The sequence below is a fragment of the Acinetobacter sp. ANC_7655 genome (genome assembly GCF_056784015.1).
In genome coordinates this window covers 58,414-80,088 of record NZ_JBWYJB010000005.1, presented here as the reverse complement: position 1 = coordinate 80,088, position 21,675 = coordinate 58,414, and the positions used below count along the sequence as shown (strand labels likewise).

Here is a 21,675-nt window from a genome sequence, read left to right as displayed (position 1 = left end):
TTATAAGTCCTTAAAGCTCAAATGAGCTTTAAGGAGAGATGAAAATAAACAATTAATTTTCCCATTCGTGATTACATTCACGGCATTTCCATTTCTTTTGAGATTGCATGAAGGCTTGCATCGAAATTTTGAAATCTGGTAAATCTTTCCAGAACATCACACCCGCTATCACTGCAATTAAAAATACGATCACAGTTGCAATTTGAAGTGTCTCACCAGCACCATTGCTAAAAATCATCAGTACAACGCTAATAATGACCAATAATAGGAGTAAAAATAGAGTGGGTACGAGGATAATTAAGCTTTTAGGAACATTTGGTCGTACAGCAGGTGCATTGGCACTTGCTAAAGGAAGAATTTTACGACTTTGACATTTAGGGCATTGGTACTGCATGAGCGCTCCGTATTTCTTTTGCTTAATTCTATAACATCGAAACTAAAATCAAAAATGTATAGATGAAAAAAAACCACTGATCGAGGTCAGTGGTTTTTTAGAATTTGGCGTCCCTACGGGGATTCGAACCCCGGTTACCGCCGTGAAAGGGCGATGTCCTAGGCCTCTAGACGATAGGGACTTATGAGGCAACACAGTCAATGCTATAAAAGCAATCTAGGTATCAAGCTAAATGCTCAATCTGTGTGAGCGCTATATTAGGGATATAACACTCATGCGTCAATAAAAAAATTAATTAAGCTTCATCAACTGCGTCATTTTTCGGCAATTTTAAGCTTTCATTCAATTTTTCCCACACTTTAAGCTCTTTTTTACTTGGACCGCCAACGATTTCGAGTGCATGACGCAAGCGAGCAAAAGTCAAGTCAGGACCAATGGTCACCATGGTTTGCATCACTGGCGTTGAAGCAGTAGAACCCGCAATGGCAATAAAGAACGCAGGCATAAAGTCACGTAATTTAATTTCCATTTGTGCAGCTAAATCCATTAGCGTTTGGCTAACAGTGTCATTATTCCAAGTAAATAAGCTTTCTAAGCGCCAAATTGCAAATTGTAGGCTTTGACGAACTTGCTCTTCAGATAACTTTTTACTTTCGAATTGTGCTTTAGACAGTGTAGGGAAGTGATTAAAATAATGTGCTGACCAATTCACAGCTTCAGACAATAGGTTAATACGTGGTTGGATTGCAGCCGCAATTTCTTCTAACTTGGCACGATCTGCCTTCCACGCCAATAAAGTGTCTAAAAGCTCAGCAGGGCTAAGTGCTTTGATCCATTGACCGTTTAACCAATTGAGTTTTTCTACATCGAAAATTGGACCCCCAAGCGATACACGTTGGATGTCAAAATTCTCGATCATCTCAGCCAAATTGAACTTTTCGCGTTCATCTGGCATTGACCAACCCATACGACCCAAATAGTTTAATAATGCTTCTGGTAATACACCGATATCTTTGTAGTAATTGATTGAAGTTGGGTTTTTACGTTTAGATAGTTTTGACTTATCAGGGTTACGTAAAAGTGGCATGTGGCAAAGCACTGGCATTTCCCAACCAAAATATTGATAAAGCAATTGGTGTTTAGGAGCAGATGGAATCCATTCTTCACCACGAATCACGTGAGTGATTTCCATTAAATGGTCATCAACAACGTTTGCTAAGTGGTAAGTTGGTAGGCCATCGGTTTTCAGCAGAATTTGCATGTCGACTTGTGCCCATGGGATTTCTACTTCACCACGCAGTAAGTCATTAAATTTACAAATTCCTTCTTCAGGTACTTTCATGCGAATAACATGCGGTTCGCCAGCCGCTAAACGTCTTTCAACTTCTTCTGGTGTATGTTTTAGACCACGACCATCATAACGAGGAGATTCACCACGTGCTTGTTGTTCTGCACGCATTTGATCTAATTCTTCAGCAGTGGCAAAACAATAGAATGCATGACCTTTTGCAACCAGTTCTAACGCATATTTTTTATAAATATCCATACGTTCAGATTGACGATATGGCGCATGAGGGCCACCCACATCTGGACCTTCTGACCAATTTAAACCTAACCAGCGCAATGAATCGAGAATCATTTTTTCTGATTCAGGTGTTGAACGGAGTTGGTCTGTATCTTCAATACGTAAGATAAATTCACCGCCATGCTGTTGAGCAAAGCATAGGTTAAATAATGCGATATAAGCAGTACCTACATGGGGGAAACCTGTAGGAGATGGTGCAATACGAGTACGAACTGTCATAGCCAGAAAAAGTTATCAAATAAAAATTGGTTTTATTATAGCAAAAAGCCCAGTGGCTTAATGATTAATTCATTAAATCGGACTGGGCTAAATTTGGCTCAATTGGGGAGATTGAGAAAAATGGTGCTTAAGATGTGTGCTGAGGAAATAAACTTTGTAAAAAACGCGAAAACTGTTGGTGTTGCGATGCTAGGAAGTTTTGCGTTGGAGCATTCTTAATAGAGGTGATCACTTTAATCTGATCCATCTCTGAAGAAGGTTTGTTCTCAGCACGTTCACGTTTTTGTTGAGTCAATGCGCGTTCGATAGGTGTTAAAGACTTTTCAGCAACACTAGAGTTTTGTAGTGATTTGGCAGGGTTTTGTAACGCTGCTGCATGTGTCTGGCTCATACCAAAAACACATAAAGTTAAGCTTAACGCTTGTAAATAGCACAAATTCATTTCAATTTTCCCCTATTTTGAATTTATTGTAAGAGTAATTAGGTTTACATTTTAAACATAAAATTCACAAAAGTACAAATGCATCACACTTTCTTACAATTTGTTATTCAACAATCCTTAAGTTACTCAACCTGTAGCTGAAATAAATTTTGCCTCTTTTTATCAATAAAATATGGAGATTTGGTGAAGATATGATGTTATGCGGTAAATTTTAAAGAGAGTATAAGTGATAAAAATGCAATTCATATGAAGAAAATGTATATAAAATTTAGATATTTACAATGATTTAATTCGTCTATTGAATACATTGTGACTGAAGTAAATAAAAAATATAGTGCAATTCATAAATGTAATAAAAAAGAGATTTTAATGAATAAGCACTTTTTCAATAAATTATTGGGCACAATGAGTATTGGGGCATTGTTGTTCAGTATGACTGCACAGGCGAATACATCATTTTTAAATGTTTCTTATGATCCCACTCGCGAATTTTATCAAGAATATAACCAAAGTTTCGGTGAGTTTTGGAAAAAACGTACTGGTCAAGACGTGCAATTTAAGCAATCTCATGGTGGATCTGGGAAACAAGCACGTGCTGTAGCAACAGGATTACAAGCAGATGTTGTGACCTTGGCACTTGCAAATGATATTGAAGAAATTGTAAAAGCAGGTTATATCAATAAAAATTGGCAAAAAGAATTTCCCAATAATTCAGCACCCTATACATCTACCATTGTTTTTTTAGTAAAAAAGGGCAATCCAAAAAATATCAAAGACTGGAATGATTTAGTCAAACCAGGTGTTGAGATCATTACCCCGAACCCAAAAACAGGTGGTGCGCCACGATGGATTTATTTATCTGCATGGGGCTATGCACTTAAACAGCCTGCCGGAAATGATGCCAAAGCTCGTGAGTTAGTCAAACGATTATACAAAAATGTCAAAGTGTTAGATTCAGGAGCCCGTGGATCACTCACGACTTTTGCTGAACGTGGAATTGGTGATGTTTTACTGTCTTGGGAAAATGAAGCGCTCTTAGCGACGCAAGGTTTGGGGCAAGATAAATTTGAAATTATTTATCCATCCATTTCAATTCTAGCTGAGCCTTCTGTTGCCATCGTAGATAAAACCGTAGATAGAAATGGGAATCGTAATCTAGCAAAAGGATATCTTAACTATCTGTATTCACCTTTGGGGCAGGAATTAGCTGCTAAACATAATTTTCGACCACGTAATGAAAAAATCGCAGCTAAATACAGTACTAAATTTCCAAAGGTACAATTATTTACCATCGATAAAGTATTTGGTGGTTGGGCGAAAGCGCAGCAAACGCACTTTGTAAATGGCGCTATTTACGACCAAATTTCAGCAGAAAAATAATCTATTTTTAGAACTTATGTGAATGGATAGCGATATGCTATCCATTTTTAATTATAAGAAATCCATAAAATACTATATATTTGAATATAGACTGTATTTAAGATGATTTATGAATTAATTCATAATCTTGAAAGAAAAATGGTAGCAATATAACGTAAATCACATGTCCAAATTAAATTGATGAATATGATTTTATTTCATATATTTAGATTAATTATGTATATCTAGATTTTTTGACTATGAAAACTCAATTTAAAGCCTTGCTTACAGCGGGCTTACTCGCAACAGGTTTATCGTTCAGCGTATCTTCTCAAGCAGCACAACGTGATTTCCTGAATGTATCTTATGATGCGACTCGTGAATTTTATGATGAGTTTAATCAGTCATTTGGTCAATATTGGCAGTCAAGAACTGGAGTGAAAGTCAACTTTAAACAATCTCATGGTGGCTCAGGTAAACAAGCACGCTCTGTGGTTGATGGCTTGAAAGGCGACGTTGTCACTTTGGCTTTGGCAAATGATATTGAAGAGATCGTGAAATCGGGTCAAATCAATAAAGGATGGCAAAAAGAGTTCCCTTATAACTCTGCACCTTATACATCAACCATTGTTTTTATGGTGCGTAAAGGTAACCCTAAAAAAATTCAGGATTGGCAAGATCTTGTTAAGCCGGGTGTAGAAATCATCACACCAAACCCTAAAACAGGTGGACTACCACGCTGGGTATATTTATCAGCTTGGGGTTATGCACTCAAACAACCAGGTGGTAATGAAGCGAAAGCAAAAGACTTTGTTGGCAAGATGTACCATAACGTCAAAGTGATGGACTCTGCGGCGCGCGCTTCTATGACGACATTTGCTGAGCGTAAAATTGGCGATGTGTTGCTCACTTGGGAAAATGAAGCACTGGTCACTCAAAAAGCCTTGGGCAAAGATCAGTTTGATATTGTTTATCCATCTATTTCTATTTTGACAGAGCCTTCTGTTGCCATCGTTGATCGTACTGTAGATAAAAATGGCAATAAATGGTTGGCAACTGGCTATATCAACTATTTATATTCACCATTAGGTCAGGAGATGGCTGCTAAGCATTTCTATCGTCCGCGTAATGCTGAAGTGTTAGCAAAATACTCAAAACAATTTCCTAAGTTAAAAACATTCACCATTGATGAGGTTTTCGGTGGTTGGGCAAAAGCACAACAAGCACATTTTGTGAATGGTGCGATTTTTGATCAGATTTATAACAGTCGTCGTTAATATACTGAAGTAATTGAAAATTAATAAAAAAGCCTCCAAGTGAGGCTTTTTTATTTGAACATTCCAGTGAATGAAACGGTTTTGCCTATAGAAAGTAAAATTTACCTACAAAAAGTCGTTTGGAGCTTTATTAAAACAAGGTAATAATGTGCAGTTAAATTTTTAGATGTTCTGAAACGTTATTATGTCGCATATTTCTGTATTACTTCATGAAACTGTAGATGCCCTATTGGGTGGGCGTAATACAGGGATTTATGTAGATGGCACCTTTGGTCGAGGAGGTCATACTCGACTTCTCTTGTCCAAATTAGATGAACATTCTCGTGTCTATGCCTTTGATAAAGATCCGCAGGCTTTGGCTGTGGCTGCTCAGTTAGAACAAGAAGATCCAAGATTTACCATTATTCATGCAAGTTTTGCAGATATTAAAACAGCCTTAAATCAACGTGGTGTTGAAACTGTGGATGGTGTTATGGCAGATTTGGGTGTGTCATCGCCACAACTTGATCAGGCCGAACGTGGTTTCAGCTTTATGAAAGACGGTCCATTGGATATGCGAATGGACAACTCTCAAGGCCTAACTGCAGCGCAATGGTTGGTTGAAGTTGATGAAGAGCATTTAGCGAATATTATTTTTCAATATGGTGAAGAAAGATATAGCCGCCGCATTGCGAAAGCGATTAAAGCAGCAGGTTATATTGAGAGTACAAGTCAATTGGCTGAAATTGTAAAAGTTGCCCATCCGAAATGGGAAAAGAATAAGCATGCTGCGACACGTACATTCCAAGCAATTCGAATTGAAATCAATAAAGAATTAGAAGATGTGCATGCTTTTTTACCTGAAGCACTGGATATGCTTCATAATGGAGGTCGATTAGCGGTCATCAGTTTCCATTCCTTAGAAGATCGAATTATTAAACAATTTATTCAAAAAGAGTCGACTTTAGCTGAGGATGATGGTTGGGGCTTACCTCAGAAACCTAAAGAAACTCGTCGTTTGAAAAAAATTGATCGCGTACGTGCGAGTGAAGAAGAAGTGAAACAAAATCCGCGTTCTAGAAGTGCTTGGTTGCGAGTTGCAGAGCGAATAAATTTTAAAGGCGAATAATGAAAAAGGAAAAAGATGTAGAACAACAGGAACCTGTAGCAACGCCCTTGGTGCGAAAAAAAATACTGATCTATAGCATTTTAACCGCTATGGTCATGGTGAGCGCATTTATGGTGGTCTATCAGGTCTATTCTTATCGTCAAGATTTTCGTGAATTTAATACGCATATGCGTGAGCTTGAAGACATTAATGCTGAATGGGGTCGTCTACTTATTGAGCAACAGACATTTGGAGCGACTGCACAGATTGGGACACGTGCAGTGACACAATTACGTATGTATTCACCACCAACATCACAGACTGTGGTGATTTCACTTCCTGCTGAAACCGCGAAAAATCAATAGGCACGATGAATGGTTGATAAAAGCAAAACAAAACAAACACGTAAAAAACAGCAGCCCATTACACAGAAAAGAACCGTTGCTGTAGATATGTGGCGTTTCTATTTAATGTGGGGCTTAGTCCTGACATTTTTTGTGGTATTGGTTGCACGTGCCTTTTATGTTCAAATTGTGAATAAAGACTTTTTGCAAAATAAAGCCAACGCAAAAATTTTACGTACTGAAAAATTAAGTGCGATGCGAGGGGTTATTAGCGACCGTAATGGCGTTCCCTTGGCAATTAGTACACCAATTATGAAGGTGGTGATTGATCCTCAACATTATTTTGAAACTAAAGCAACTTTTGATGAAATTACTGAAGAGTTAAAAAAGAATCCAACCAGTCGAAAATTAAAAAATCAGTTACCACAGGAAAACCTGAATTTAGATGAGCTAGCAGATGCAGTTGGGCTGGATCGAGCTGACCTCAAAAAGCGTGTTCAAGATCGAGCTCGTTCACGTTATTTAGTATTGAAAAAAGAAGTACCACCTGCTCAAGCGGCTCTGTTAGCACAACGCAATTTTGCTGGCGTATATTCTGAAAAATCATATAAACGTTATTACCCACAACCACAACCCAACTCTCAAATCATTGGTTTAACCAATACCGAGGGAACAGGGATTGAAGGTTTGGAGATGCAGCTGAATAAGCGGCTTGCAGGGGTCAATGGCGAACAGAAAATTGTACGTGATAAGCATGGTAACCGTGTTCAAGTTCCAGAAGTTATTAAAGAAGTTGAAGCTGGGGAAAATATTACACTGAGTATTGACTCTCGACTGCAATACATTATGTATCGAGAGCTTACCGCGGTGGGTGTGGCAAATAATGCACGTTCTGCTACAGCAATTGCGGTCGATGTCAAAACCGGTGAAATTCTAGCGATGACCAGTTGGCCGTCGTATAACCCGAATGATAAAAAAAGTTTATCCAATAAAGATGCAATGCGAAATCGCGGTGCAGTTGATTCGTTTGAACCAGGTTCGACGATGAAACCATTAACGGTGGCGATGGCGCTTGAAAGTGGTAAGTACACTGCAAACTCAGTCGTTAATACCACGCCAGGGTCGATGCGTGTCGGTAATCATACGATTCGTGATACACATAATTATGGAGCGCTTACTTTAGGTGGCATTATTCAAAAATCCTCCAACGTAGGTGTAGCGAAAATTGCCTTATCTTTGCCTTATCCGACTTTACCAACGTTCTATAAGCGTCTTGGTTTTGGACAGCGTTCGGCTGTCAAATTCCCTGGTGAAAGTCCAGGTCTGATCTTACCGCCAAGTAAATGGAATATTTCAGAAGTTGCAACCATGTCCTATGGATATGGTCTTAATGCCACGGTACTACAATTGGCAGACGCTTATGCCATGTTGGCAAACAAAGGGAAGAAAGTTCCTTTAAGTTTGTACAAGTTGGATGAAGCTCCTCAAGGTGAACAAATGATTGATCCTAAAATTGCGGATCAAGTCTTGTTAATGATGGAGACAGCAACATTACCAGGCGGTACAGCGACTCGTGCTCAAATACCAGGTTATCGCGTTGCAGGTAAAACGGGTACAGCACACAAATTACGTGCTGACCGTAAAGGTTATTCGACCAATGAATATCGAGCTTTATTTGCAGGTGTTGCACCTGTAAGTGATCCACGTTTGGCGATGGTCGTCGTGGTCGAAAATCCAAAAGGCACGTATTACGGTGGTACTGTCTCAGCACCTGTTTTCGCAAAAGTAATGCAGGAGTCGCTGAGACTGTTAAACGTACCATTGGATAAACCCTTAGATACTCCAAAATCCATTCCATAGGTGATGAATGTCGATTACATTTCAACAAATCTACGCTGTAGATCATCCAGCAGAATGGATGCAACAAGCATTTAATGGCTTCCAATTAGATAGTCGTAAAGTTGAAGCGGGACAAGTGTTTATTGCTTTGACCAGTCTTTCTCAACCTGAAAAAACTGCAGAATATGCACAGAAGGCACTAGATCTTGGTGCTTTGGCTATTATTTCAGAACAAGATTTAGGTTTAACGCAAAGTTTGATCGTTCCGAATGTGCGTATGCTCATGGGACAATGGCAGAAAGATTATTTGCAACAGACAGAGCCAGTGAATCCACTTCGAGTCTTGGCTGTCACGGGAACCAATGGTAAAACGACCATTTCAAGGCTTGTTGCAGAGCTATTGGTGTTAAGCAAACATCCATGCGCAGTGATGGGGACGACGGGGAATGGGATTTTACCTCACCTTGAAGCATCTACACATACTACGTTGGATGCATTGCATATGCAAAATCAATTGCATGCTTATGCTCAGCAGGGGGCTAAGTTTGCTGCTATTGAAGCAAGCTCCCATGGTCTTGAACAGGGGCGTCTCAATGGAACGCCAATTGAAGTTGCTGCTTACAGTAATTTAAGTCGCGATCATTTGGATTATCACAAGACTTTAGAGGCCTATGCTGAGGCAAAATCACGCTTATTTCAGTTTGAGAGTCTTAAAGTTGCAATTATCAATATCGATGATGCTTACGCAAATATCATGCTCAAAGCGGCGGAGCAAAATCCAGCAAAACCTAAAATTTTGACTTATTCCACCACTCGACCCGCGGATTACCGTGTTGAAGAGATTCAATATAGTTTAGACGGTGTTCATTTTAAATTGGTGACCAAGACCCAAAGCTATTTAGTGAATAGTCCGTTATTAGGTCACTTTAATATTGAAAATGTTGTTGCGAGCTTAATCTCTGTTGAACAGGTGGGTTTAGATTTATCTCAGTTAGTCGCTTTAGTTCCTCAGTTAAAAGGCGCACCAGGGCGTATGCAAGTGTTGCGTGATCGAGATCGTTTGTTTGTCGTAGATTATGCCCACACTCCTGATGCATTAATTCAGGTTCTTCAAACATTAAAACGACATGTTTCACAACAATTATGGGCCGTGTTTGGGTGTGGTGGTGATCGTGATCGCGGTAAACGACCTTTAATGACACAGGCTGCTTTAGATCATGCAGATGTTGTATTGCTCACCTCAGATAATCCACGTACTGAAAACCCAGAACAAATTTTTGCTGACATGAAGGCTGGAATTGAATTTTTGGACAGAGAGGTTCATGAAATTCATGATCGTCGTGAAGCGATTAAGTTTGTAGTGAAAACAGCAAAAGCAGGTGACATTGTTGTGATTGCAGGCAAAGGCCACGAAAATTATCAAGAGATTGATGGTGTTCGTCATTGGTTTGATGATGTGGTAGAAGTCCAAGCAGCCATTAAGGGTCAGCATGCGACTAAGCCAGCATCTTATCCAGCAGACTAAGGAATCATTATGCACACATCTACTACAAGTACTGCGACACTTGTCCCATGGACTTTGTCTGATCTTGTTGCTGCTACTCAAGGGTATTGGTTGAATGATAAAAAACCGACTGGAGAAGTAAAGCGTATTTTGACAGACTCACGTCATGCGGAGTCGGGGGATGCTTTTTTAGCCCTGAAAGGTGAGCGTTTTGATGCGCATGAGTTTGTTCAACAAGTGGCTGAAAGAGGCTGTCAGATTGCGATTGTTGAGCGGCCTTTAGACATTGATATTTGTCAGTTGGTGGTAACAGATACGAGATTAGCATTAGGTATGCTTGGTGCATTTCGTCGCGCTCAACATGTGCAATTAAAAGTTATCGCACTGACTGGTAGTAGCGGCAAAACCACGACTAAAGAAATGCTTGGTAGTATTCTTGCTCGCAAAGCACCGACATTGATCACGCGAGGTAATCTCAATAATGATCTGGGTGTGCCTATGATGCTATTAGAGCTTCGACCAGATCATGAATATGCAGTGATGGAGCTCGGAGCAAGTCATCAAGGAGAAATTGACTATACCTCGAAGCTCGTTCAACCTCATGTTGCGGGTATTATTAATATTGGTACGGCTCATCTTGGTGAGTTCGGTGGGCGTGACGGAATTTGTAAAGCAAAATCTGAAATCTATGGTCATGTTTCAGAAACTTCGATCGTGCCAGCAGCTGATGATTATGTAGATCAGATCCGTCAAAGTGTAAAAACAACAAAAACCTTAAGTTTTGGAGAAGGTGGCGATGTCTATGCTTCAGATATTCAGCTGAATCCACAAAGTGCACAATTTAAATTGCATACGCCTGTAGGTGTCCAACCAGTGGATTTACCTTTTGCTGGTGAGCATAATGTTCAAAATGCTTTGGCAGCTGCTGCATTTGCATTGTCATTAAATATCAGCTTGGATGATATTGTCACGGGTTTAGAACAAGCTGTGGGTGCAAAGGGGCGTTTGAATTTTATTCAAAAAAATGATTTTTTATTTATCGATGATACATACAATGCCAATCCGACGTCGATGCGTGCAGCGGGTGAAGTGCTTGCACAGCAAGAAGGTATTCGTGTCATGGTGATTGGGGATATTGGTGAGTTAGGTCCGACTGCTGCTCAACAACATTATTTACTCGGGCGAGATTTGGTTTCGATTCGCGGACTCAACTTTGTTGTTGCTGTTGGTGAGTTTGCACCAGCAACACAGGAAGGCGCACGTAGTACTCAGTACGGGAAAAAGTTACAAGCTTTCCTCAATCAAGAGCAAGCTCTACCATTTTTAATTAGTCTAATCGAAACACATCAACCGCAAAAAATGAGTTTCTTATTCAAAGGTTCTCGTTATACCCATATGGAAACGTTGATGGCAGATTTGATGGAGAAACTCTAAATGCTGTTATGGTTATTTGAACAACTTTCCGGCTATCACAGCTCGTTCCAAGTGGTTCGTTATTTAACATTACGTGCGCTGCTCAGTGTCTTGACAGCACTCACGATAGGCCTAGTTCTTGGTCCTGTTATGATCCGTAAGTTACAAGCTTTAAAATATGGCCAAGCGGTAAGTTCTTTCGCTCCGGAAAACCATGCCAAAAAAATGGGAACACCAACCATGGGTGGTCTCCTTATTTTGCTTTCTATTGGGATTTCAACTTTACTTTGGGCAGACCTTTCAAACCCTTATGTTTGGATTGTGCTTGGCGTGATGGTGATATTTGGTGCCGTAGGTTGGGCGGATGACTGGATTAAAATCCGTTATAAAGACAATGCAGGTTTGTCAGCACGTAAGAAGTTTTTTTGGACATCTGTCGCTTCTCTAGGTGCAGGGATATCACTCTACGTAATTGCGACTCAGCAAACTAATCCTGTACACACTGCGAATATGTTGGATTTGCTGATCCCTTTCTTTAAAGATCTTTCAATTCCTTTATCGGTAATCCCTTTAGGGATCGGCTTTATTATATTTACTTATTTAGTGATTAACGGTGCGTCGAATGCTGTTAACCTGACTGACGGTTTAGATGGTCTTGCAATTATGCCAATTGTATTGGTTGCGGCGGGCCTAGGGGTGTTTGCTTATTTGGCGGGTGATGTTCGTTTTGCAAATTATTTACATATTCCCTATGTGAAATATTCATCTGAACTCGTTGTTATTTGTGCTGCAATGATAGGTGCAGGTTTAGCATTCCTTTGGTATAACGCGCATCCTGCACAAGTATTTATGGGTGATGTTGGTGCCTTGTCGCTTGGAGCGATGCTGGGAACTATTGCGGTGATGGTACGTCAGGAAATTGTATTTGCAATTATGGCGGGTGTATTTGTAGTCGAAGCAGTCTCTGTATTCTTACAAATCGGTTCGCTTCGTATGCGAAATAAACGTGTTTTCCTTATGGCGCCGTTACATCATCACTATGAAAAGAAAGGATGGCGTGAAACACAGGTGGTCATCCGTTTCTGGATTATCACAATTATGCTAGTAGTTTTAGGTCTAATGACCTTAAAATTGCGCTAAGCAAGAATCAAATGAGATCAAGTCGGCTTATGCCGACTTTTTTTCATCGCTAAAATTTTTTGGAGAAAATGATGAATCTGTTGATGTGTCCTGTTTGTCGCGAGGCATTGGCGCTTGAGGGGAAAACATGGCGCTGCAAGAGTAATCATAGTTACGATATTGCAAAGCAAGGTTATGTGAATTTGCATGTCGTACAGCATAAACATAGTAAAAATCCAGGGGATACCCCTGAGTCTGTTCAAGCTAGACGGTCGTTTTTATCAGCGGGATTTTATGCGCCATTACAGCAAGCTGTCGTTGCTAAAATCCGAGAATTACGTATAGAAAATCTTTTAGATATTGGTTGCGGTGAAGGATATTACACCAATGCAATGGAAGCTGAAGCGATACAAGTTGTGGGGGTGGATATTGCTAAAACTGCAGTTCAGGTAGCAGCAAAATTAAATCAAAATGTCACTTGGGTTGTGGGTACGGGGGCTGTGTTGCCTGTTTTAAGCGAGACCATCGATTTATGTACCAGTTTATTTAGTCCTATTCCCGAGGCGGAAATATTACGTGTATTAAAATCATCGGGGTATTTAATGGTTGTTACCCCAGGTCCACAACATTTATATAAAATGCGAGAAGCACTATTTGAAGAAGTTAAGGCACATGAGCCACATAAATTTGTAGCACAGTTGAGCGAGCACTTTGAGTTAATTGATGAAAGCTTAATTCAGGAACCATTGGTGTTGAACCAAAATGACCTAAAGTGTCTTATCGCAATGACGCCATATGCTTATAAGGCCAAACCTGAACGGCGTGAGCAATTAGAGCAAGTTGAAAAATTTGAACTGAGTGCAGAGTTTCAGATCTATATTTTAAAAAAGAAAAGTTAAAAGAAGCCCTCTTTTAGAGGGCTTTATTTTGGTTATTGAACTTGATTAATCAAATTTTCGATTGAATCTCGTTTAACTTGTGGTGTTGAATTCATATCCGGTGGTGTCGACGACGTCGGTGTTAACGGTTGATCGTTATCTGGTAGATCATCAAAATCGCGATCATTCGTTGGTGCTACCACTGGAGCAGGGCGATAAATTGGACGAGCTAAAGGTGGAGTTTTATCTTTTTGCTCATGGTTTAATGTATGTACACGACCACGTTGTTCTCGAGTTAAAGGAGCTTTTGCATTTTTATCTAAACTTACCCAAGCATATGGTGTATTGGCAAGCGACTTCTCCATAAAGTCACTCCAAATTGGAAGAGCAGCGATACCCCCATATTCACGACGACCTAGCGTAGTCGGTTGGTCGAAACCTACCCATGAAACTGCGACTAGATTGCCGTTAAAGCCAGCGAACCAAGCATCTTTTGCATCATTGGTTGTTCCTGTTTTACCTCCTAAATCACCACGACCAATTTTTAATGCTGCGCGACCAGTACCATGCTGAATTACGTCTCGTAAAATATTCGCCATATCAAATGCTGAACTGGATTTTAAAATTCGATGTGCTTGACGATATTGGCTACGCTCTTCATCGGTTAAAGTGGGTTGCTTATCCTCTAAAGACTGATTGGTAACTTCAATAATTTCGTCGTCTGGTGTTGTTGCTTCAGCAGAGGTTGTATCTTGCTTCTGAGATTTAATACATGAAATACATGCGTATTCAGGATTGGCTTGATAAATCACTTTGCCGTAAGCATCCTCAATACGGCTAATGAAGTGAGGTTGCACGCGGAAACCGCCATTGGCAATTGCGGCATAGCCTGTTGCCATTTGAACAGGGAGTACTTGAGGTGTTCCTAATGCAATCGTGTAGTTACGTGGAATCTGATCATCCTGCAAACCAAAATCCATAAACAATTGGCGAGTACGTTCTAGACCGACTGTTTGTAAAAGGCGAACAGAGACAGTATTACGTGACAAATATAAAGCGCGACGTAATGGAATCATCCCCAAATAGCGCCCATCAGAATTGCGTGGTGACCATTTACCAATGGTAATGGGATTATCACTAACCATGGTATGCGGCGTCATACCTCGTTCAAGTGCAAGCGAGTAGACAAATGGTTTGATAATAGAGCCAGGTTGACGCCAACCTTGCAGTGCACGGTTAAATTTCGATTGATAAAAATTATATCCACCAACGATCGCGACAATTGAGCCATCATTTGGGTTAAGTGCAATTAACTGACCTTGTACACGAGGCACCTGTACCAAGGACCACATACTGCGATTTTGATTTGGACGTAGACGAACAATATCTTTGACTTTTACAATTTGTGAAGCATTGCTAGGTGCACCACCCACACTATTGGCATTGCGATAGCGTCTCGCCCAAGACATGCCAGACCAAGGAACAGTGACTGATGAACCATCTTGTAAAGTTGCTTCAAAAGAATTGCTTAAAACTTTAGTGACTTCAGCAGGGTAGGTGTTTGCAAATGGTACAAAGTCTTTTAAGGGTTTGTCATGGGCTTCTGGGCCACGCCATCCATGACGACGGTCATAACTTTCTAAACCAACACGAACTGCTTCTTCGGCAAAGGCTTGACGATTGTAATCAATAGTGGTGTAAACTTTATATCCTGAATCGATCGCGAGATCGCCAAATTTTTTGACGAGTTCAGAACGAACCATTTCACCGACATAAGGGAATTTATTGTTAATACCGCGATCAGGCATGTCCAAAGCGATAGGCTCTGATACAGCATCTTCATATTCAATTTGACTGATATAACCCAATTGAAGCATACGACCTAAAATCCAATTGCGACGTTCTAACGCACGTTCAGGATTGGCCACAGGATTATACTTAGAGGGTGCTTTAGGTAATCCTGCAATCATTGCCATTTGGGCAATTGAAAGATCGTTTAAATTCTTGTTGTAATAAATTTTTGCTGCTGCAGCTATGCCATAAGCATTTTTACCGAGGAAAATTTTATTGACGTAGAGTGTAAGAATCTCTTCTTTAGATAATTTTTGTTCAATTTTACGTGCTAAGAAAATTTCGGTGAGTTTGCGCTTGAGAGTTCGTTCTGGTGTTAAATAATAGTTTTTAGCCACCTGCATGGTAATTGTAGAACCACCAGTTTGAATGTCAGAACCCGTGATCGATTCACTGACTGCGCGTCCTAAACTTTTAAAACTAATACCGCTATGCTCAAAAAAAGAAGAGTCTTCTGCAGCTAAAAAAGCATGAATAAAATCTTGTGGGATTTGCTCATATTCAACTGGAACAGAAAGTTTGCCACCATATTCTGCGATTAATTGGTTATCTGCTGTATAAACTTGCAGCGGTTTTAATAATGGAGCCTTCTTAAAAGCAGTCATCTCTGGCAAAGATGGTGCAATATAGAGATACATTCCATAAAAGCCCATTGGAATTGTGACTAAGATAATGATAATCAGCAAAAAAAAAGGGTGAATCTGTCCACAACAAGATAGCTTTTTCATAACAAGTAAGTTTTAATAGGTGCTAAAGGCAAACTAATAGAAGGTCAGTATAGCTTCTCATTTAACAGAATGTTAGTTGAGTTATTATATCCGCAAAAAAATTAGACCAAGTGTAGTTAGTTTGTATTGTGCTGTTGTTGGGGACAAAAAAATAATAGGAATTGCATTGTGCTTAGACTATATCGTAAGCCAAATAAGGGGTTAGTGGGGGTAGATGTTAGTTCGACCTCTGTTAAGCTATTAGAGCTATCAGTTAAAAACGGTCGCTATTGGGTTGAAAGTTACGGGTTAAGTCCATTGGTTGATGGGAGTGTTGTTGAAAAAAACATCCTCAATCAGGATAACGTGGCTGATGCTTTAGAGCGCGCGATTAATATTGCAAATCCGCAATCGACGAATGCTGCTTTTGCGGTACCTACATCTATGGTGATTCACAAGGTCATCGAGATGGATGCCGACATGAGCGATGATGAGCGTGAAGTTCAGATTCGTATGGATGCTGAGCAATATATCCCATTCCCACTTGACGAAGTCAGTTTAGACTTTGAAGTGCTTCCTGAGCGATTAAACAATCCAAACAGAGTGAACGTTCTACTCGTTGCGACACGTACTGAAAACGTGGACTCTCGTATTGAAGTATTGGATTTGGTCGGCCTTACCCCAAAAGTTGCCGATGTTGAAAGCTATGCACTGGAACGTAGTTTTGAAGTCTTTGCAGATACATTGCCGATTGGTGCAAATCTTGTTGGCGTTCTTGATATTGGTCATACCATGACGACTTTATCAGTCATGCAAAATGGCAAAATTATTTACACGCGCGAACAAGTGTTTGGCGGTAAGCAATTGACTCAAGATGTGCAAAATCGTTATGGCTTATCTTATGATGAAGCTGGGCGTGCTAAAAAAGACAACACCTTACCAGATGACTTTGAAACAGAAGTTTTAATGCCATTCCTTGATGCAGTGATTCAACAAGCAGCGCGTTCATTACAGTTCTTTTTCTCTTCTTCTCAATTTAACGAGATTGATCATATTTTATTGGCGGGTGGTAATGCCAATATCCCAGGTCTTGCAAAAATGATGCAACAAAAATTGGGATATCGTGTCACTATTGCTAATCCATTTTTACAAATGGGCTTTTCTCCTCAAATCGACCTGAAAAAAATAGAAAATGATGCACCATCATTATTGGTGGCGTGTGGCTTGGCATTGAGGAGTTTTGATTAATGGCTAAAATTAATTTACTCCCTTGGCGCGAAGAGCTAAGAGAACAGCGAAAAAAGCAATTTGTTTATATCTGTATCGCAGTGGTATTACTTGCGATTTTATCGGTTTTAGCAGAGTGGTTCTTCTTGAATCATAAATTGCAAGACCAAGAACAAGCAAACCAACTTATTGTAAGCACCAATCAAAGTTTAGACGTTCAATTAAAATCCTTGGAAGGATTGCAAGAACGTCGAAATGCAGTGATTGAGCGGATGAAACTGATTCAAGGTCTTGAAGGTCAACGACCTGTTACTGTGCGTTTAGTAGATGAATTGGTACGTGTTGTTCCTGAAACAGTGTATCTGACGAAATTTACCCGTACTGGTAATAAATTTACCATCGAAGGTAAAGCTGAAAGTCCGAATGCGGTAGCAGAGTTATTACGTGGTTTAGAAGCTTCCCAGTGGTACCGAAATGCATTTATGAATTCATTCTTGGCTGCGCCAGAAGTGAAGGAAAAAGCACCAAGTTCGGTAATCCCTCGAGTTGAAGAGTCTTACGGTACATTTATCGTGACTGTCGACTTGGGTGCAATTGCTCAACCGACATCAGAGATGGACGCGAATAATGTGGGAGGTGCACCATGAGTCGTAATGATTTAAATGATTTTGATTCAGATGTCACTGTACCTAAAAAGAAGTCCATGACTGTTGAAAAGTTCTTTCAGCAATTTAATACTTTGGACTCCAATAACTACGGTAGTTGGCCACTGTCTGTAAAAATTACCTGTTGGATTTTTATTTTCCTATTTGTTTGTTCTATTGGTTACTTTTTGGTGATTAAACCAAAACTTGAATCTATTGATCTTGCTAAAGCACAAGAGGCAAATTTACTGACAGAGTTTAAAGAAAAGGATTCTAAGCTCCGTAATTTGCAGCAATACCAAGCACAGTTGCAACAAATGGAAATGAATTTCAATGAGCAATTACAACAATTGCCAAAAGAAACAGAAATTCCAAGTTTAGTTGAGGACATCAACTTAACAGGTGTGAATTCAGGACTCAAATTTAAAAATATCCGTCTCGAAAATGAAGTGGCTCAAGAATTCTTCATTGAGCAGCCAATTTCGATAGAAACGACAGGTGATTATCATTCATTTGGGCGTTTTGTGAGTGGAATCGCGTCTTTACCGCGTATCGTGACCTTACATGATTTTGTGATTACAGCGACGCCAAGTACAGATAAAAAATCTGATATTCCACTGATCAATTATTCATTAAAAGCCAAAACATATCGTTATGTTGCATCGACTGAAGATACGGTAGGTTCAGCGGTTGTTCCACCAGCTGATATACCACCAGGAGGACAATAATGAAATCATTTAAGCTTTTGTGCGGATTAATTATTGCAACGACTTTGGTGGGATGTGATTCGCGTATTGATGCGGTCAATCAAGAAATGGCGAATATTCGTAGCCAGCCGCCTTTACCCATAGAACCGGCACCTGTATTTAATCCAGTTCCAAATTTTCTTTACTCGGCACATCAACTTCGAAGTCCATTCTTGCCAAACTCATTGGCAACAGAGCTAAGAATCATGTCGGGTAAACGTGTTTATCCTAATTTTAATCGTCAACCACAGCCTTTAGAAAGCTATGCATTGGAAACGTTAAACTTCAAAGGAAGTTTAAAACGTAACAATGGCCAGATTCTCGCTTTGATTCAAACCCCTGATGGTGAGATTGAGCGTGTGCAACGTGGTAATTACATGGGGATGAACCAAGGGCGCATCGTGAAGATAACGCCGACTCAAATCGATCTGATTGAAATTGTTTCAGATGGTCGAGATGGTTATATCGAAAGACCAAGAAGCTTAGTGTTGCTTGGGCCTGTTGGTTAAGACGAGTTAAGGAATAACAATGAAAAAGAGTATGCAAAATTTTTGGGGTGGGGATCGACAGTATATGAACCGTTTTCTTCGTCAATTCGCTATGACCACTGTTTCTATAGCTGTTATGCAGGCAGCGGCGGCTAAAACTACGATGACCAATATTGTGCCTTTGCAGGTGCCAGGTCAAGGAACAGAAATCCGTGTCATGTTTAACGGATTACCTCCACAGCCACAGTCATATCAATTGGAAAATCCATCTCGACTGGTTTTGGATTTTATGCAGGCAGGTCAAACACTGGCGAATACTAAAATACCTGTGTCGACCACTGAAGCAAACTCAGTTGAAGTTATTTCTAATGATCAGCGTTCACGGTTAACTGTCAATTTAACGCAGAAAGGTAGCTACACGACACGTGTTGAAGGCAATACCTTTATTTTAAAAATAAATAACCCGAACTCTGTGAAAGTGGCAACACCAGCGGTGCCAGTGGTTACACAAGCCAAAGCAGTAGAACCAGCGACTAAACCAGGTGTTTTAAAGCCAGTCATACGTCCTAATCTGACGAATAACGTTACACCTGTTGCGGCTACAGCTGTGGCAGAGACACCAGTAACGCCAACACCTGTGATTCCTGTTGCAGCACAGCAGGTATTGAAACCAACTGCACCAACGCCTACGGTTTTAAGACCTGCCGCTCCACCTGCACCAGTGGTTCGTCAGCAAGTTACAGCACCTGTACCACCTCCAGTAGCTCCTGTTTATCAGCAGCCTGTTGCGTATACACCGCCAGCACCTGTCGCTTATCAAGCAGTACAACAAGGACTGCAAGATATTGGTTTTGAGCGCGGTAGTGCAGGTGAGGGACAAGTTGTACTGAATTTAAAAACAGCAGATACACCAGTAGATGTACAACAGCAAGGTAGCAAAGTTGTGGTGCGTTTCCTCGGTAACAAAATTCCATCGCATTTGGTGCGCCGTTTAAACGTTAATGATTTTGCCACGCCAGTCTCTACAGTAGACGCTTATAATGATAAGTCGAATGGTGTAATTTCCATTCAGTCGAGTGGTAGCTTTGAATATATGGCTTATCAAACAGATGGTAAGTTAACGATCAGTCTAAAACGCCCAGAAGAGAAAAAAGGCTTAAGCAGCCAAAATCGTACACCGAAATATACAGGTAATAAGATTTCTCTCGACTTCCAAGACATTGAAGTGCGCCGCGTATTACAATTGTTGGCTGATTTTACCGGCATTAATATGGTGACTTCGGATTCAGTTCAAGGGAATATTACATTACGCTTAAAAGATGTGCCTTGGGATCAAGCGCTTGATATTGTAATGAAAACCAAGAACTTGGATAAGCGTCGCAACGGAAACGTGATTTGGATTGCACCTGTTCCAGAATTGATTAAAGCCGAAGAAGAAGAGGCGAAAGCCATTGCACAAAGTGTGAAATTAGCACCATTACAAACCGAATATATTCAATTGAGCTATGCCAAAGTTGAAGATATTGAAAAGTTGATTACTGAAGGTCGTAACAGTCGTTCATCTAATGGTAATAATACAAACTCAACAACTGACCCATTGGGGGACAGTGTCGGGTCATTATTAAGTCCACGTGGTACAGTTTCAATTGATCCACGTACCAATACATTGATTATTAACGATACAGTTCAAAAAATTGATCAAATTCGCAAGATGATTGATTTACTGGATGTTTCTGTAAAACAAGTCATGATCGAAGCTCGTATTGTACGCGCGACAACAGATTTCACAAAAGAAATGGGTGTGAAATGGGGTGTAGTATCGAAAGGTGTTGCAACCAATAATGATCTTTTGGTTGGTGGTAGTGATCAAACGCTGTGGGATTTAAAATCACCAAGTGAGGATGGTCGTTATAATATTCAACGTCCTGATAACTTAAATGTGGATTTAGGTGTGGCTGGGGCTGCAGGTAAAATTGCATTTGGTTTAATCAATATGTCTGATTTTATGCTGGACCTTGAGTTGTCGGCACTACAAGCTGATGGCTACGGTGAAGTTATTTCTACCCCAAAAGTTCTCACTGCTGATAAGCAACAAGCGAAAGTTGCTTCAGGTCAGGAAATCCCTTACCAAACCACTGAAACTGCAGGTGGTGCTGCAACGGCGACGACTTCCTTTAAAGAAGCGTTGTTAAGCTTAGAGGTAACACCAAGTATTACGCCTGATGGTAAAATTCAAATGAAATTGAACATTACCAGTGATTCACCAGCAGGTTATGCACAGAATGGGGAAATCATTTTGAACAAAAATCAAATTGATACCAATGTGCTTGTGAACAACGGTGAAACTGTGGTGCTAGGTGGTATTTTCGAGCAAGAAACGATTTTTAACCAAACCAAGGTGCCTTTCTTTGGTGATATTCCTGCTGTTGGTCGTCTATTCCGTAAAGACAGTAAAACAGAGAATAAGCGTGAGTTATTAATCTTTGTGACACCAAGAATTGTTAATGACAGGCAAACTAGAAACAATTAATATAGTTTCAATGAAAGCAATT

18 protein-coding genes and 1 tRNA gene are annotated in these 21,675 nt (G+C 40.1%); 14 read left to right on the top strand and 5 right to left on the bottom strand.

Annotated elements, in window-relative coordinates; all coding sequences use genetic code 11:
* Positions 1-52: 52 nt before the first annotated feature.
* The 4 genes from AC1M9N_RS07515 to AC1M9N_RS07500 all read right to left on the bottom strand — a co-directional run bounded on the left by AC1M9N_RS07515 (position 53) and on the right by AC1M9N_RS07500 (position 2,640).
* Positions 53-394, bottom strand: a complete 342-nt coding sequence (locus tag AC1M9N_RS07515; RefSeq protein ID WP_035263946.1) for a zinc-ribbon domain-containing protein — start codon at positions 392-394, stop codon at positions 53-55.
* A gap of 105 nt (positions 395-499) precedes the next feature.
* Positions 500-575 (bottom strand) — tRNA-Glu (locus AC1M9N_RS07510).
* Positions 576-689: 114 nt separating this feature from the next.
* Positions 690-2,198 carry a glutamate--tRNA ligase gene (gene gltX / locus AC1M9N_RS07505; protein WP_481952104.1) on the bottom strand — a complete coding sequence of 503 codons (1,509 nt, stop codon included), beginning with the start codon at positions 2,196-2,198 and terminating at the stop codon, positions 690-692.
* Between the two features lie 127 nt (positions 2,199-2,325).
* Entirely contained in the window at positions 2,326-2,640 is a 315-nt protein-coding gene (locus AC1M9N_RS07500; RefSeq protein ID WP_092767291.1) for a hypothetical protein, read from the bottom strand.
* A 405-nt stretch (positions 2,641-3,045) separates the two neighbouring features.
* Here AC1M9N_RS07500 and AC1M9N_RS07495 point away from each other — a divergent pair, with 405 nt between their 5' ends.
* The 9 genes from AC1M9N_RS07495 (at position 3,046) to AC1M9N_RS07455 (ending at position 13,481) form a co-directional block, all read left to right on the top strand.
* Complete coding sequence (locus AC1M9N_RS07495; RefSeq protein ID WP_481591513.1) at positions 3,046-4,020, top strand: sulfate ABC transporter substrate-binding protein; 975 nt, start codon at positions 3,046-3,048, stop codon at positions 4,018-4,020.
* 239 nt (positions 4,021-4,259) lie between these two features.
* Positions 4,260-5,276 carry a sulfate ABC transporter substrate-binding protein gene (locus AC1M9N_RS07490; RefSeq protein ID WP_481589159.1) on the top strand — a complete coding sequence of 339 codons (1,017 nt, stop codon included), beginning with the start codon at positions 4,260-4,262 and terminating at the stop codon, positions 5,274-5,276.
* Positions 5,277-5,460: 184 nt separating this feature from the next.
* The gene (gene rsmH, locus AC1M9N_RS07485; RefSeq protein ID WP_092767287.1) at positions 5,461-6,384 is read left to right on the top strand and encodes a 16S rRNA (cytosine(1402)-N(4))-methyltransferase RsmH; all 924 of its coding nucleotides are present in this window, start codon (positions 5,461-5,463) and stop codon (positions 6,382-6,384) included.
* Positions 6,384-6,728 (top strand): cell division protein FtsL, encoded by a 345-nt coding sequence (gene ftsL, locus AC1M9N_RS07480; RefSeq protein ID WP_035263955.1) that lies wholly within the window; start codon positions 6,384-6,386, stop codon positions 6,726-6,728. Before rsmH ends, ftsL begins: the two co-directional genes overlap by 1 nt.
* A gap of 9 nt (positions 6,729-6,737) precedes the next feature.
* Positions 6,738-8,567 (top strand): penicillin-binding protein PBP3, encoded by a 1,830-nt coding sequence (gene ftsI, locus AC1M9N_RS07475; protein WP_035263956.1) that lies wholly within the window; start codon positions 6,738-6,740, stop codon positions 8,565-8,567.
* 7 nt (positions 8,568-8,574) lie between these two features.
* Positions 8,575-10,071: a UDP-N-acetylmuramoyl-L-alanyl-D-glutamate--2,6-diaminopimelate ligase gene (locus AC1M9N_RS07470; RefSeq protein ID WP_481954531.1), complete on the top strand. Its 1,497-nt coding sequence runs from the start codon at positions 8,575-8,577 to the stop codon at positions 10,069-10,071.
* Between the two features lie 9 nt (positions 10,072-10,080).
* Positions 10,081-11,484, top strand: coding sequence for a UDP-N-acetylmuramoyl-tripeptide--D-alanyl-D-alanine ligase (locus tag AC1M9N_RS07465; RefSeq protein ID WP_481954530.1), 1,404 nt, complete (start codon positions 10,081-10,083; stop codon positions 11,482-11,484).
* Complete coding sequence (gene mraY, locus AC1M9N_RS07460) at positions 11,485-12,603, top strand: phospho-N-acetylmuramoyl-pentapeptide-transferase (RefSeq protein WP_481954529.1); 1,119 nt, start codon at positions 11,485-11,487, stop codon at positions 12,601-12,603. It abuts the gene before it with no gap.
* Between the two features lie 71 nt (positions 12,604-12,674).
* Positions 12,675-13,481: a putative RNA methyltransferase gene (locus AC1M9N_RS07455; protein WP_481954528.1), complete on the top strand. Its 807-nt coding sequence runs from the start codon at positions 12,675-12,677 to the stop codon at positions 13,479-13,481.
* Between the two features lie 32 nt (positions 13,482-13,513).
* Here the strand turns inward: AC1M9N_RS07455 and ponA are convergent, their stop codons facing one another.
* Complete coding sequence (ponA, locus tag AC1M9N_RS07450; protein WP_481607865.1) at positions 13,514-16,039, bottom strand: penicillin-binding protein PBP1a; 2,526 nt, start codon at positions 16,037-16,039, stop codon at positions 13,514-13,516.
* 168 nt (positions 16,040-16,207) lie between these two features.
* Here ponA and AC1M9N_RS07445 point away from each other — a divergent pair, with 168 nt between their 5' ends.
* The 5 genes from AC1M9N_RS07445 to AC1M9N_RS07425 are packed head-to-tail and all read left to right on the top strand — an operon-like array spanning position 16,208 to position 21,653.
* The gene (locus AC1M9N_RS07445; protein ID WP_035263966.1) at positions 16,208-17,266 is read left to right on the top strand and encodes a pilus assembly protein PilM; all 1,059 of its coding nucleotides are present in this window, start codon (positions 16,208-16,210) and stop codon (positions 17,264-17,266) included.
* Positions 17,266-17,892, top strand: coding sequence for a PilN domain-containing protein (locus AC1M9N_RS07440; protein WP_481954527.1), 627 nt, complete (start codon positions 17,266-17,268; stop codon positions 17,890-17,892). The genes AC1M9N_RS07445 and AC1M9N_RS07440 overlap by 1 nt, the downstream gene beginning before the upstream one ends.
* Positions 17,889-18,617 (top strand): type IV pilus inner membrane component PilO, encoded by a 729-nt coding sequence (locus AC1M9N_RS07435; protein WP_481954526.1) that lies wholly within the window; start codon positions 17,889-17,891, stop codon positions 18,615-18,617. Before AC1M9N_RS07440 ends, AC1M9N_RS07435 begins: the two co-directional genes overlap by 4 nt.
* Positions 18,617-19,144 (top strand): pilus assembly protein PilP, encoded by a 528-nt coding sequence (locus tag AC1M9N_RS07430; RefSeq protein WP_481589152.1) that lies wholly within the window; start codon positions 18,617-18,619, stop codon positions 19,142-19,144. The genes AC1M9N_RS07435 and AC1M9N_RS07430 overlap by 1 nt, the downstream gene beginning before the upstream one ends.
* A gap of 19 nt (positions 19,145-19,163) precedes the next feature.
* Positions 19,164-21,653, top strand: coding sequence for a type IV pilus secretin PilQ (locus tag AC1M9N_RS07425; RefSeq protein ID WP_481610858.1), 2,490 nt, complete (start codon positions 19,164-19,166; stop codon positions 21,651-21,653).
* Positions 21,654-21,675 lie beyond the last annotated feature (22 nt).